General features: G+C 69.1%; 12 protein-coding genes. 7 read left to right on the top strand and 5 right to left on the bottom strand.

Annotated features, from left to right (window positions below; all coding sequences use genetic code 11):
- Nucleotides 1–17 precede the first annotated feature (17 nt).
- Both ACSQ3Y_RS02720 and ACSQ3Y_RS02715 read right to left on the bottom strand, forming a co-directional pair.
- Nucleotides 18–359, bottom strand: a complete 342-nt coding sequence (locus ACSQ3Y_RS02720) for a hypothetical protein (protein ID WP_436176357.1) — start codon at nucleotides 357–359, stop codon at nucleotides 18–20.
- 158 nt (nucleotides 360–517) lie between these two features.
- Nucleotides 518–1,006 (bottom strand): PACE efflux transporter, encoded by a 489-nt coding sequence (locus tag ACSQ3Y_RS02715; RefSeq protein ID WP_057200285.1) that lies wholly within the window; start codon nucleotides 1,004–1,006, stop codon nucleotides 518–520.
- Between the two features lie 75 nt (nucleotides 1,007–1,081).
- On the opposite strand from ACSQ3Y_RS02715, the gene ACSQ3Y_RS02710 reads away from it, so the two are divergent.
- The gene (locus ACSQ3Y_RS02710; protein WP_057266754.1) at nucleotides 1,082–2,062 is read left to right on the top strand and encodes a LysR family transcriptional regulator; all 981 of its coding nucleotides are present in this window, start codon (nucleotides 1,082–1,084) and stop codon (nucleotides 2,060–2,062) included.
- On the opposite strand, the gene ACSQ3Y_RS02705 is transcribed toward ACSQ3Y_RS02710, so the two are convergent.
- Nucleotides 2,048–2,833, bottom strand: a complete 786-nt coding sequence (locus tag ACSQ3Y_RS02705; protein ID WP_057266755.1) for an MBL fold metallo-hydrolase — start codon at nucleotides 2,831–2,833, stop codon at nucleotides 2,048–2,050. The two genes, ACSQ3Y_RS02710 and ACSQ3Y_RS02705, sit on opposite strands and share 15 nt — an antisense overlap.
- A gap of 91 nt (nucleotides 2,834–2,924) precedes the next feature.
- Between ACSQ3Y_RS02705 and ACSQ3Y_RS02700 the strand changes: the two genes are divergently transcribed.
- The 5 genes from ACSQ3Y_RS02700 (at nucleotide 2,925) to ACSQ3Y_RS02680 (ending at nucleotide 9,594) form a co-directional block, all read left to right on the top strand.
- A complete protein-coding gene (locus ACSQ3Y_RS02700) occupies nucleotides 2,925–3,923 on the top strand; it encodes a GlxA family transcriptional regulator (protein ID WP_436176356.1) in 999 nt (332 codons plus the stop codon).
- Nucleotides 3,924–3,946: 23 nt separating this feature from the next.
- Entirely contained in the window at nucleotides 3,947–4,816 is an 870-nt protein-coding gene (locus ACSQ3Y_RS02695) for a PPK2 family polyphosphate kinase (protein ID WP_057266757.1), read from the top strand.
- A gap of 183 nt (nucleotides 4,817–4,999) precedes the next feature.
- Nucleotides 5,000–6,322 carry a Glu/Leu/Phe/Val family dehydrogenase gene (locus tag ACSQ3Y_RS02690; RefSeq protein ID WP_436176355.1) on the top strand — a complete coding sequence of 441 codons (1,323 nt, stop codon included), beginning with the start codon at nucleotides 5,000–5,002 and terminating at the stop codon, nucleotides 6,320–6,322.
- A 273-nt stretch (nucleotides 6,323–6,595) separates the two neighbouring features.
- Entirely contained in the window at nucleotides 6,596–8,215 is a 1,620-nt protein-coding gene (locus ACSQ3Y_RS02685) for a class I adenylate-forming enzyme family protein (RefSeq protein WP_436176354.1), read from the top strand.
- Nucleotides 8,212–9,594 carry an MFS transporter gene (locus tag ACSQ3Y_RS02680; protein ID WP_436176353.1) on the top strand — a complete coding sequence of 461 codons (1,383 nt, stop codon included), beginning with the start codon at nucleotides 8,212–8,214 and terminating at the stop codon, nucleotides 9,592–9,594. Before ACSQ3Y_RS02685 ends, ACSQ3Y_RS02680 begins: the two co-directional genes overlap by 4 nt.
- A 4-nt stretch (nucleotides 9,595–9,598) precedes the next feature.
- Here ACSQ3Y_RS02680 and ACSQ3Y_RS02675 read toward each other — a convergent pair whose 3' ends face one another.
- Complete coding sequence (locus ACSQ3Y_RS02675; RefSeq protein ID WP_057266759.1) at nucleotides 9,599–10,699, bottom strand: hypothetical protein; 1,101 nt, start codon at nucleotides 10,697–10,699, stop codon at nucleotides 9,599–9,601.
- A gap of 109 nt (nucleotides 10,700–10,808) precedes the next feature.
- Between ACSQ3Y_RS02675 and ACSQ3Y_RS02670 the strand changes: the two genes are divergently transcribed.
- Nucleotides 10,809–11,405 (top strand): hypothetical protein, encoded by a 597-nt coding sequence (locus ACSQ3Y_RS02670; RefSeq protein ID WP_057200294.1) that lies wholly within the window; start codon nucleotides 10,809–10,811, stop codon nucleotides 11,403–11,405.
- A gap of 24 nt (nucleotides 11,406–11,429) precedes the next feature.
- Here the strand turns inward: ACSQ3Y_RS02670 and ACSQ3Y_RS02665 are convergent, their stop codons facing one another.
- The gene (locus ACSQ3Y_RS02665) at nucleotides 11,430–12,773 is read right to left on the bottom strand and encodes an SH3 domain-containing protein (protein WP_057200295.1); all 1,344 of its coding nucleotides are present in this window, start codon (nucleotides 12,771–12,773) and stop codon (nucleotides 11,430–11,432) included.

Here is a 12,773-nt window from a genome sequence, read left to right as displayed (position 1 = left end):
TGAGAAAGGCGGCGGCCCTATTTCATGCCGAACACGATGATGGCCGTGACAGCCACCACCCCGATGACGACCAAGCCCACCACCTGCACGACCATCTCGGCGCGAATGAGGTTGACCCAGAAGCCACCGCCTGCAGGCGGTGACGGTTTCTTATCCTGGTTTTGATCCATGCTGGCTCCTTGATTGACTGTTTTCAGATAGGGCGTGTCATCATTCATTTCACCCCCGCGCTGGCCTCGGCATGCGGATGGATGCGCGAAGCGCGGCGCAGCCAATAGCGGGCTATTGGCAAGCCGAGCGACAAAGCAGACGCCGCATGCCGGGGCCAGCCCGAAGGGAAAGCCTGCAGCGCGGCGCATTGCGGCGTTGCCCTTCGTTTGTGTAGCCGTGCTACACGGCACTCAGGGCGCCTTGCACTGCACCGCGCTGCAGGCTTTCGCGGGGGTGAAATGAATGATGACACGCCCTAAGCAGCCTGTGCATCCCCCGGGTAACAAAGCGCACATTGCGTGCGGCGTCAGACCTGTGCAGCCCCCTGCGCACTGGCGGGCAGGCCGAACACGTGGTCGAACACCCAGTTGAAGACAAAGGTGTAGCACAGGAAGAAGACGATCATGCCGATGTCCATCACCAGTGCCTGCCACAGGCTGATCTGGAACCACCAGGCGAAGATCGGCACCAGGGTGATCACCAGGCCCATCTCGAAGCTCACGGCATGCACCACGCGGCGGGCTGCGCTGCGCCCGCGCACCTCCTGCCGCGCCTCCCAGCGCTCGAAAGCCCAGTTGAACAACACGTTCCACGCCACGGCGATCAGGGCTGCCACGGCAGCGATCACGCCGGCATGCGCCGCGCCCTGCCCCGAGAGAAAGGCCAGCCCCGCCGTGGCGGCTGCAATGGCGATGAGTTCGTACAGCGTGACGTAGACGACGCGGCGCTTGACGCCCTGCAGGCCGGCGGCGGTCTGGGTTGCTGTCAGGGAAGTGGTGGTGTTCTGCGATTCCATGGGCAGGACTGTATGTGCCAGAGGCTGATATAAAAAGTTAGCTTGTGTCAGTTTTTCTGATAGATTGAGCCCTCTATGGCTTTTTCGTCGGACAACATCCAGGTCTTCCTGTCCGTGCTGGACCAGGGCTCCTTCTCGGCAGCGGCCCGCAGCCTCTCGCGCGTGCCGTCGGCCGTGAGCATGGCGATTGCCCACCTGGAGGCGGAGCTGGACATGCCGCTCTTCGACCGCAGTGGCCGTGAGCCCCGGCCCACCGCCGCCGCACGGGCGCTGGAGCCCCAGGCGCGGCTGCTGGCTGGCCAGTTGCAACAACTCAACGCCCAGGCGCTGTCGCTCACCCAGGGGCTGGAGGAACGGCTCACGGTGGCCATCGCACCCGAGCTGCTGGCATCGCGCTGGACCGAGCCGATCGCCGCCCTGGCGCGCGAGTACCCGCTGCTGCAGGTGGAGGTGCTGGCCGCGCCCCAGGTCGATGCGCTCGAGTTGCTGCACACCGGGCGCGCGCAACTGGCGCTGGTGTTCGAACGCCCCAGCATCGACGGGCGCGAAGGCTTCCAGGAGGTAGGCAGCGAAACCCTGGTGGCGGTGATGGCGCCCGACCACCCGGTGCTGCAGGCCGCGCGCGAAGCCGCCACGGAGCGCTGCGAGCCGGCCGGGGAGGCGCAATTGCGCGAGGAGCACCTCACGACCACGCGGCAGATCGTGGTGGCCAGCCGCGACCTGGCGCAGATCGACCGGCGCTTCGTCTTCGCGCGCCACCACTGGCGTACCGACAACCACCTGGCCGCCCTGGGCCTGATCGAGGCGGGCCTGGGCTGGGGCTGGCAGCCACGTGCCCTGGTGCAGCCGCGCATTGACGCCGGCACGCTGGTGGAGATGCCGTTCGAGAACCTGAGCAATGGCACGGCCCTATGGGTGGACGTGGTGTGGTCCAAGGAGCGGCCGCTGGGCCTGGGCGCGCGACGCTTCGTGGACCTGATGTCGCACGACGCACACCGGGCTGGACACCCCGCCGAGCAGGTCTGCTCCACGACGCCCGCATCAGAACACGCGTGACTCGCCATCCTGCGGAATCCACAGCCGTTGCTGCACGCCAGCCTCTGCGGCCAGGCCCGCCAGGCCGGAGCGCGTGGTAGGGCAATGGTCGAGTGCTTCCAGGTGGTTGGCCACCACCGTGCCGGGGGCCAGGGTGCAGGCCCCGATCACGTCTTTCCCATCCATCAGGATCTCGCCCCCCAGGTCGAAGCGCGCACCGCCGGCCGGCAGCACGGCCACGTCGGGGCGCAGGCGGGTGAGGCAATCGCGCAGCTCGGGCGTGAGCACCGTGTCCCCGGCGATGTAGACGCTGGGCTCGCCCGGCATCTCGATCAGGTAACCATGGCCATGCTCCATGAGGCGGCCGACCCAGCCGCGCCCGTGCAGGCAGGCGATGGGCGTGATGTACCCACTGCCCAGAAAGGGCTGGCGGCCCGGGCCCGCCAGCGGCTGCACCGCCAGGCCGCGCGTGGCCAGGTAGTCCGCATCGCGGGGCATGCAGAAGACGGGCGTGCCCTTCCCGCGCAGGAACTGCTTGCCCGCCCGATCCAGGTGGTCGAAGTGGCCGCGCTGGCAATGGGTGATGAGGGCATGCGTCACGCGGCCCAGCACGGCATCGGCTACTTCGGGCAGCTCCACGATGGGGTTGCGGCGGCGCGTGCCCCCCAGGTAGCGCAGCGTGGGCAGGCCACCCTGGCGCGAGAGCATGGGGTCGACCAGCAGGGCCACGGGCGCGCCCTGGGCCGTGAATTCCAGCACGATGGTGGCGTTGCGCAATTGGGTGATCTTCATGGGGCAGGTGCTGTGGCAATGGATGAAGCCCTATTGTTCAAAGGCGTGCGTCTGGTGAAAATGGCTGGAATGGACAATTCATTGCCAATCCATGCCAGGCCTGGGAGCTGATTCCCCTTTCCCCGCGCGCCCCCTGCGCCTGGCCCTGCTGCTCTACGAGGGCTGCATGCCGGCAGGCCTGTTCGCGACGGCCGACATGGCGCGCGCGGCCAACCTGCGCGCGGGCCGGCCGCTGTTCGACGTGCAGTGGGTGGGCCTGGACCTTCAGCCGGTATCCACATGGCAGGGGCCGGCACTGCTGCCCACGTCAACCCTGGCGCAGACACAGGCCGATGCCGTGCTGGTGCCGGGCCTGTGGCTGTCGTCACCCGACGAAGTGCGGGCCCAGCTGCGCCCCCTGCAGCCCCTGGTGCGGGCGCTGCGCGCCCTGCCGCGCCGCACGCAGGCGTGGAGCTACTGCGCCGGCGTGGTGCTGCTGGCCGCCAGCGGCCGGCTCGATGGCCATGCGGCCACGGCCACCTGGTGGCTGCAGGCGGCGTTGCAGCAGGAGTTCACGGCCGTGCAATGGCGCTTTGATGAACCCCTGGTGGCGCACGCAGTGGCCACCACCGCCGCCGGGGCCAGCGGCTACCTGCCGCTGATGCTGCACGCGCTGGCGGCACGGCTGCCGCCCCAGGCCGTGCAGGACCTGCAGGAGGTGCTGATGCTGCCCCGTCCGCGCGCCACCCACCCCGTGTTTGCCGGGCTGGATCTGATGGCGCAGGCGGAGCCTGCCCTGCGCAGCGCCATGCTATGGGTGCAGCGCAGCCCGGCCCAAGGTCTGTGCCTGGCCGACCTGGCGGTGGCCATGCACCTGTCCACCCGCACCCTGGCGCGGCGGGTGCGCGAGCACACGGGCCTGGCTGCGGCACACTGGATGCGCCGCATCAAGCTGCGGCAGGCCGCAGATGCCCTGTGCCAGACCCGCCATCCGCTCAAGCGCATCGCCCAGGACCTGGGCTTTGCCAGCGAGGCCGGCCTGCACCGGGCCTTTACCCATGCGGTAGGCCAGACCCCCATGGCCTACCGCATGGCCCACGGCAACCATTGATACCCCCTTTCAAACCACTGGAGATGCACACCATGACCCCTCCCTTCCAGAGCAGCAGCAAGGCCTTCGGCGAGCGTTGGTCGGCCTGGCAGCCCAAGGCGGGCGGCAAGAAAGGCAAGACCTCTGCCCTGGCCGACTGGGATCCAGGAGCCAAGCCGTTCTCGCTGGGCAGCAAGACCGAAGACAAGGCCGCCGTGGAGGCCCTCGCGCTGGAGCTCGACGAGTTGCAGAACCTGTTCTATGCCGACAAGCGCTACAAGCTGCTGGTGGTGCTGCAGGGCACCGACACCTCGGGCAAGGACGGCACCATCCGCGGCGTGTTCGGCCGCATGAGCGCCCTGGGCGTGCACACCGTGGGCTGGAAGGCCCCCACCGAGACCGAGCGTGCGCACGACTACCTCTGGCGCATCCACCAGCAGGTGCCGCAAGACGGCGACATCACGGTCTTCAACCGCAGCCACTACGAGGACGTGCTGGTGCCCGTGGTCAACGGCTGGATCACGCCCGAACAGCAACAGCAGCGCCTGGCCCACATCAACGACTTCGAGCGCATGCTCAGCGAGACGGGCACCATCGTGCTCAAGTTTCTGCTGCACATCAGCCCCGAGGAGCAGCGCCTGCGCCTGCAGGAGCGGCTGGACGACCCGGCCAAGCACTGGAAGTTCAGCATGGGCGACATCGAGGTGCGCAAGCAGTGGAAGGACTACCGCCGGGCCTATGACACCCTGCTCAACGCAACGCACACGCCCTGGGCACCCTGGACCATCGTGCCGGCCGACTCCAAGACCCACCGCAACCTGATGATCGCCAGCGTGCTGCGCCAGGTGCTGCAGAACCTGGACCTGCGCTATCCGCCGGGCGATCCGCTGCTGGCGGACTTCAAGGTGGAGTGAGGCGGCCCTGCCTGCCGCGAAGGGGCACTGGCACGACCCCTTTGCACAGACTCGGCGAAGGCCAGGATCGTCTTTTCAAGGTTATGCATCGATTGCATAATCCTGTAACACTCCGGCCTTGGACAGGCTTGCGGGGCAGGAATAAGCTTCGTGGCTTGAACTTATCCCACAAGGAAATTCACCATGTCGCAATCTTCCGGCGCGCCGGCCACCCCCTCCAAATTGGGCGCCGTCCACACCCTGCCTTCGTACCTGCAGGCCGACAACCTCGGGCCCTGGGGCATCTACCTGCAGCAGGTAGACCGCGTCACGCCCTACCTGGGGCACCTGGCCCGCTGGGTGGAAACCCTCAAGCGCCCCAAGCGCGCGCTGATCGTGGATGTGCCGATCGAGCTGGACAACGGCACCATCGCCCACTTCGAGGGCTACCGCGTGCAGCACAACACCTCGCGTGGCCCCGGCAAGGGCGGCGTGCGCTTCCACCAGGACGTGACACTGTCGGAAGTGATGGCCCTGTCGGCCTGGATGTCGATCAAGAACGCGGCGGTGAACGTGCCCTACGGCGGTGCCAAGGGCGGCATCCGCGTGGACCCCAAGAAGCTCTCCATGGGTGAACTGGAACGCCTGACGCGCCGCTACACCAGCGAGATCGGCATCATCATCGGCCCCACCAAGGACATCCCGGCACCCGACGTGAACACCAACGGCCAGATCATGGCCTGGATGATGGACACGTACTCGATGAACACCGGCTCCACCGCCACCGGCGTGGTCACCGGCAAGCCCGTGGACCTGGGCGGCTCGCTGGGCCGCGTGGAAGCCACCGGCCGCGGCGTGTTCACCGTGGGTGTGGAAGCCGCCAAGCTCACCGGCCTGCAACTCGAAGGCGCCCGCCTGGCGGTGCAGGGCTTCGGCAACGTCGGCGGCATCGCCGCCAAGCTGTTTGCCGAAGCCGGCGCCAAGGTGGTGGCCGTGCAGGACCACACCGGCACCATCTTCAACGGCAAGGGCCTCGATGTGCCGGCCCTGCTGGCGCACGTGAAGATCCGCGGTGGCGTGGGCGGCTTTGCCGGCGCCGACACCATGGCGCCCGAAGAGTTCTGGGGGGTGGATTGCGAGATCCTGATCCCCGCCGCGCTGGAAGGCCAGATCACCGAGCACAACGCCGGCCAGATCAAGGCCAAGCTGGTGATCGAGGGCGCCAACGGCCCCACCACCCCCGAGGCGGACGACATCCTGCACGACAAGGGCGTGCTGGTGCTGCCCGACGTGATCGCCAACGCCGGCGGTGTGACAGTGAGCTACTTTGAATGGGTGCAGGATTTCTCCAGCTTCTTCTGGAGCGAGGACGAGATCAACGCCCGTCTGGTGCGCATCATGCAGGACGCCTTTGCCGGCGTGTGGCAGGTGGCCCAGGAGCACAAGGTGAGCCTGCGCACCGCCACCTTCATCGTGGCCTGCCAGCGCATCCTGCATGCCCGCGAAATGCGCGGCCTGTATCCATGAGCTTGCGCCGTTCTCCGGACTGAAGCGGCCCACCCGGCAGCTTTCAGGTCCAAAGCAACCGCCAGCGCCGCACCCCGGCCCTGGCGGTTTTTTCATGGGCAGGGCTGTTGCGCGCGGGCGACGCCCCGTGCCCTCGTTCACGCCTGTTGTCGGCACGATGCAACCGCTTGGCGGGCCGTGAAACAGGCAGATACGCAGGCCAACAAATGGAAATGATTGCACCGGGGGCCACATGGGAGACTGCTTTGCATTCGGCAATCCCAGGAGACCACGGTGGCCATTCCCTCCCTGCGCAGCGTCATGGCGCGCTTCATGCTGAGCCGCCTGCGCACCGCCCGCTCGGTGGCCCGCCTGGCCTACCGCCTGCACGGCAACAAACGCGCCCTCATCGACCGGCGCGGCACCCTCACATATAAACAGCTGCATGAGCGCGTGCTGCGATTGAATGGCTGGATGCAGGCGCAGGGCGTGAAGCAGGGCGACATCGTATTCACCTGGCTGCCCGAGACCGGCGAGCAGTACGAGACGCGCCTGGCCACGTTCGAAAACGGCACCATCTTCGCCAGCTTCCACAAACACCTGTCGGCGCAGGCGGCGCTCGATACGCTGCTGCGCGTGAAGCCCACGGTGTTCATCCACGACCCGGCGCTGAGCGCACCCATTCTGGCCACCGTGCGCGAGCGCATGCCCGGCCTGCACATCCTGGCCCTGGGCAAGCCCTACGAGGACGCGCTGGCCCAGGCCACGCCCACGCGCGGCACGGCCAAGGTGCACGAGGACGAGGTGTTCGCACTGCACATGACCTCGGGCACCACGGGGCTGCCCAAGGCCATCGGCTATACCCACCGCAAATACCTGGACAGCGTGCGCTTCATCGCGCAGTCGATCAACTTCACGCCTCCCGCCAGCGGCCAGGACATCAACATGCTGGGCCTGCCGCTGACGGGGCCGGGCTCGGGCCTGGTGCTGCCCACGCTGCTCTCGGGCGCGGTGCTGGTGATGCCCGAGAACTTCCGCTCGGCCACGCTGGCCGGGCTGATCGAGCGCCACAAGGTCTCGCGCGCCTTCCTCTCGCCCTCGGCCATCATCGACCTGCTGGACGACCCGGAGCTGCCGCGTTACCGCCTGGCCTCGCTCACGCACGTGCCCTATGGCTCGGAGATGATGCCCGCGCCCAAGATCGCCGAGGCGATCCGCCACTTCGGACCCATCTTCCAGCAGGGCTACGGCTGCCTGGAGGCGCTGCCGCCCATCACCTGGCTGCTGCCGCACGAACATGTGGACGCGAGCGGCGCGCCGGTGGGCCTCCACATCCTGTCCTCCGTGGGCCGCGTGATGCCCGGGGTGGAGGTGGTGGTGCGCGATGACGCCTTCAACCCCCTGCCCCTGGGGTCCACAGGCCTCATCACGGTGAAGACGCCGGTCAGCTTCGAGCGCTACTGGCACGACCCCGAGAAGACGGCCGAGACCCTGCGCGACGGCTGGGTAGTAATGGGCGACATGGGCTACTTCGACAAGGAGGGCTACCTGCACGTGCTGGGCCGCAGCGCCGACCGCGTGCACAAGGACGGCCGCATGCTCAATCCGCGCGAGGTGGAAGAGGTTACGCACCAGCACCCAGCCGTCAAGGAATGCTGCCTGGTGCAGCACGGCGAGCAGGCCGTGCTGGTGGTGAGCCTGCGCCAGAGCTGGCGCACCGAGCACAGCTGGCGCGCGCTGGAGCACGACATCACCGAGTACATGGGCGAGAACCTGTCCGCGGCCTTGCAGCCCGACCGCGTGCGCATCGTGCCCGAAATCCCGCGCAGCTTCCTCAACAAGATGCTGCGCCGCGAGGTACGCGCCATGCTCGACGCCGAGGAGCCCGTGGCCGAACCGGCGCACGCGTTGTGAGCGGGACGACCGCCGACACCAGGCTGCCGCTGGCCACCAAGCTCAGCTATGCCGTGGGCAATGTGGGCCTGCAAATGCTGATCGCCGCCATGGGCTTTCTGCTCATGATCTTCTACACCGACGTGGCCCTGGTACCGCCGGCGGTGGCGGGCGCCGCGCTGCTGGTGGGCAAGGTGTGGGACACCATCAACGACCCGCTGTTCGGCTGGGTGACGGACCGCACGCGCTCGCGCTGGGGCCGCCACCGGGTGTACCTCATCTACGGCGCCATTCCGCTGGCCGTGGTGTCGGCGGCGGTGTGGATGGTGCCGCCGGGCCTCTCGCCCGTGGCCGCCTTCCTGTGGATTGCCATAACCTACACGCTGTTCGACACGCTGATGACGCTGGTGCAACTGCCCTACCAGGCCATGGCCGCCAACCTCACGCGCGACTATGACGAGCGCACCAGCCTCACGGCTTTTGCCTCGCTGGGTGCGCTGCTGGGCTTCTTCGCGGGCAGCGTGCTCATGCCCGTGCTGGTGCGGGCCGCGCCCGATGCGCGCACGGGCTATGCGCTGGCGGGTGCCTGCTTCGGCCTGGTGGCCGGCATGGCGGTGGCCGTGGTGGCCTGGCGCGTGCGAGAACCCGCAGTCGAGGAGGCCACAGCCGAGCCGGCCCCTGCCTGGGACTCGGTGCGCCGCACCCTGCTGGGCACGCTGCGCAACCGGCCCTTCTTGCTGCTGGTCGGCGCCGCCGGCCTGGTGCGCCTGGGCCTGACGCTGGTGCAGGGCGCGCTGGCCTACTTCGTCATCTACCAGTTGCAGGGCACGCAGGGGGATCTGCCGCGGCTCATGGCCATCCTGCTCGGGGTGGTGGGCATCTCGCTGTTCGTCTGGAAGCGCGTGGTGGACCGCTGGGAGAAGAACCGGGCCTACCTGCTGGGCCTGGTGTTCAGCGCCACCGGCCTGTTGACGCTGTACTGGATCGGGCCGGGCCAGCAGGGGGCCGTGCCGGTCGTGCTGGCGCTGATCGGCGTCGGCATGGGTGCGCACTGGATCGTGCCGTTCGCGATGGTGCCCGACACCATCGACCACGGCCACATGCTCGCAGGCGAGCGCACCACCGGCATGTACTACGGCCTGTTCGGCCTGGTGGACAAGATCGCGCGCACCCTGGCCACGGTGGTCGTTGCGGCCGTGCTCGACCTGACGCACTACGTGCCCAACGTGGCCCAGTCGGCCCAGGCGCTGGGCGGCATACGGCTGATGACCGGCCCGCTGCCCGCGCTGTGCCTGGCGCTGGCGATACCGCTGCTGCTGGCCTACCCGATCACGCGCGCACGCCACGGCGAGATACGCCGCAGTGTGGGCGATGTGCGGGACAGCCAGTTCGCTGGCTGAGACTTCAGGCCCCGGGTCCGGCCGGCCGGACCGGAACGACGGGCTCCACCCAGCGCAGGGCCAGGCAGAACGGCTGCGCGCAGGGGGATCGCCCCGCATAAGGGCAGCCAGACACCTCGCACATCGGCCGGTCGCGCTCGCGGGCTTCCTCGGTGGGCAGGTGGCCGCTGGCCTGCAGCACGGCCATCTGCGTCCAGGGGTCCAGGCGCTGGGCCTGCGGCAGCAGCATTTCACGGCCGTAGACCGCGGCGGGCAACTGGGCCTGGAAGTCCAGCACCAGCAGCGCGCTGGTGCGCGCAGCGACCGCCTCCGGCCCCTGCAGCACCAGCGCAAACACCCCCGATTGCAAGGACTGCGCGTTACCGGAGAACGGTAACTGCAGCGGCGCCGGCGGGGGCGATGCCACGGCAGAGGGTGCCGACTGCGATGCCATCCAGGGCACGGGCATGCGCAGGGTCAGTGCAAAGCCGCGCGGCCCTTCGGGAGTCTGCACCGTGCCCTGGCGCACCAGCCAGGTCTGCAGCGGCGGTTGCCCGGGTTCGGCGTCGCCTCTTTCGAGTGCATGGGCCAGGCCCACGGGCCAGGGCTGGGCGGCGACCACCCGCTGCGGCATGCCGCCGCCCCCGGTCAGTTGCGCCACCATGGCGCTCACCATGCGCAGCACGGGGGCGTCGAGGCCCTCGGCGGGCCAGGTGGCCGCAGCGAGCAGCGCCGTGCCGGTGGCCGGTACAGCCTGGGACGCCGCCAAGGGCGCCCCCGCAGGCGGCAGCATCGGCAGCGAGGTCCGCGCCGCCGCGCTGGCACCCGCGCCGCCGGCGGGCAGGGCCTGGCGCGGGTCAAACCCTGCGCCCAGCTGGCCGCGCGCCTGGGCCGAGATACTGGCCTTGTCGGCCGGGGCCGCTGCTGGTGCCGAAGGAGGAACCGGCGTAGCGGAAGGCGACGGCACAGGGCTCCCTGCGGGGTCGGCCACCGGAACCGGCGCGCGCACCGCAGTCGGCTTGTCCAGCCCGAGCAGCGAAGACTGCCGCTGCAGCGCGGCCTCTGCCAGGAACTGGGCCACGGGCGGCAAGGCGCCAGGGCGGGAGGAGTCGATGGGGGTGGCCATGCGTGACTGTGGGTAGACGCCTGATTCTGGAGCGATTCAGTGCCGATGAACAGGGCGGCCGCACCCGGGGCCCCCTGCCTGCGTCAGAATTCGGCCAGCCCTCGCCACCATGACCCTCCCACCCTCGCCTGCACCACCACCCCATGCCTGGGTCGCTCCGGCCGTGCTTGCCGCAGTGGCCGGCTTCCTGCTGCTGAGCGCCTGCCTGTTCGCGCCCAGTTGGGAGCGCGCCTTGCGCTCCGACGCATCCCCAGCCTCCTGGCTGTCAAGCGCCCTGCTGCTCACGCTGGGTGTCACCGCCCTGCGGCTGACCGCCGAACGCGCCCTGCCCCGGCCACTGGGGATCTGGCTGGTGCTGGCCTTTGGCGCGCTGGCGCTGGACGAGCAGTTCATGCTGCACGAACTGTGGAAATTCCGCTGCATCGAATGGACCACCGCCTGCCATTCGCATTGGGTGCGCGAGGCACCGATGCTGGCCGTGGGCCTGGTCGGTGCGGCCACCCTGGCCTGGCTGCACCGGGCTCTCGTCCACCGCAGCACGCAGGCGCTGATGTGGGCCGGCCTGCTGATGGGCCTGTGGGCGATTGCGGTCGACCAGTGGCCCGGGGTGCCCCCGGAGCTGGCAACCTTCGAGGAGGTTTTCGAGGTCCTGGCCGAAACGCTGGTGCTGGCAGCACTGCTGCGCCAGCCGGCGCGCGCTGGCTGACCCCGCCTGCTCAGCCCCGGCTGGTCAGGTGCATTCCTGGTCCACCCAGTGGCCGGCCCGGAACCACTGGCCGCCGACGTTGAGGTACCAGTGGTGCGTGAATACCGGCTGGCCCGACATCTCGCCCTTGGACGGAATCTCGATGCGCAGGATGTCGGCAATGCCGTCGCGGTCGAGGTCGATCTCGTAGGCCACCACGGCGGTCTGGATGCGCACGGGCTGGGGCACCTCGGGAGGGCTGGCCGCAATGGTCCATTCCTTGGGGTGGCGCCGCGCCTGCACGGCTACCGCGCTGGCGGGCAGGGCTGTGGCGGTTACCAGGCGGGTGAGAACCTGGGCCGTGTCAGACAGGCGTGCATAGCCCTTCACGTTGACCAATTCGTCGCCACCGCCGGCGGGCGGGTCTTCGAACCCGGGGCCGGTGTAGTGGCCCCCGCAATAGAAATCCCCGTTGTCGATCATCCAGGTGCGCTTGCGCAGGCCCTGCGCGCCCACCAAGCCCTGGTGCGTGATCGCGTAGATCGTGAGCGGAGGATCGAAGACAAGATAGGCCGCGCCCACGTCCCAGAAACCCGTGACGAATTCGATCTCCGGGCCGTTGTGGCGGTTGTGGCCGCCCATGGGCACATCCGTGGGGACAACTGCAAGGCGGCTGCCCGCCACCGCCGCCAGACCATCGGCCTCGGTGTCGTGCAGCAGCGCCACCTCGCCATGGCGCTTGAAACGCGAGGGCGCGATGGGCTTGAGCGCCAGGCGTACCCCCGGGATGCTGATATCGGCCACCGGGTCCACCGGCTTGCCGCGCGCGATCTCGTTCGTTGGGTCGAGCAGTACGCCGGCGCGCAGCAGCCGCTTGGCGGCCTCGAACTCGGGCCGGGCCGGATAGCGCACCTCGGCCCCCAACGCATGGGTCTTGATCAGTGCCGGCATCTGCAACGCGGCGGGGCGGGGCAAGGCATTGCCATAGGCGCGCAGCCGCTTGGGCGACGGCGCCACCCAGAAGGCGCGTGCCGGGTCTTTCGCTGCCTGCACCAGCGCCAGGGGTGCCGGCGCGAGCAGGTTGCAGGCCACGTGCGCCTGCAGCGGCAGGGGGGAAGCCAGTGCGCCCTTGCCGCCGGCATTCAGGCGCGGATCGCCGCGGTAGGACACCTCGCACCAGCCATCGCGCTCGGCCAACTGCTGCAGCACGGTGTTGGCGGGCACCTGGGCCAGCACGCGCGCATCGGCGCGCGGGGCCTCGCGCAGGTTGACCCACGAGCCTTGCACGTGGCGCACCTCGGGTGCCGTCTGCTGCGCCGCCGCGCCGTGCACCCACAGGGCCGACCCGGCGAGCCCTACGGCCACAGAGCAGACAGAGCGCAGTCGCAT

The organism is Acidovorax sp. LjRoot66 (genome assembly GCF_964253305.1).
Lineage (GTDB): Bacteria > Pseudomonadota > Gammaproteobacteria > Burkholderiales > Burkholderiaceae_C > Acidovorax.
The sequence above is the reverse complement of the archived record's forward strand: the minus strand, read 5'-3'. Positions and strand labels throughout refer to the sequence as shown.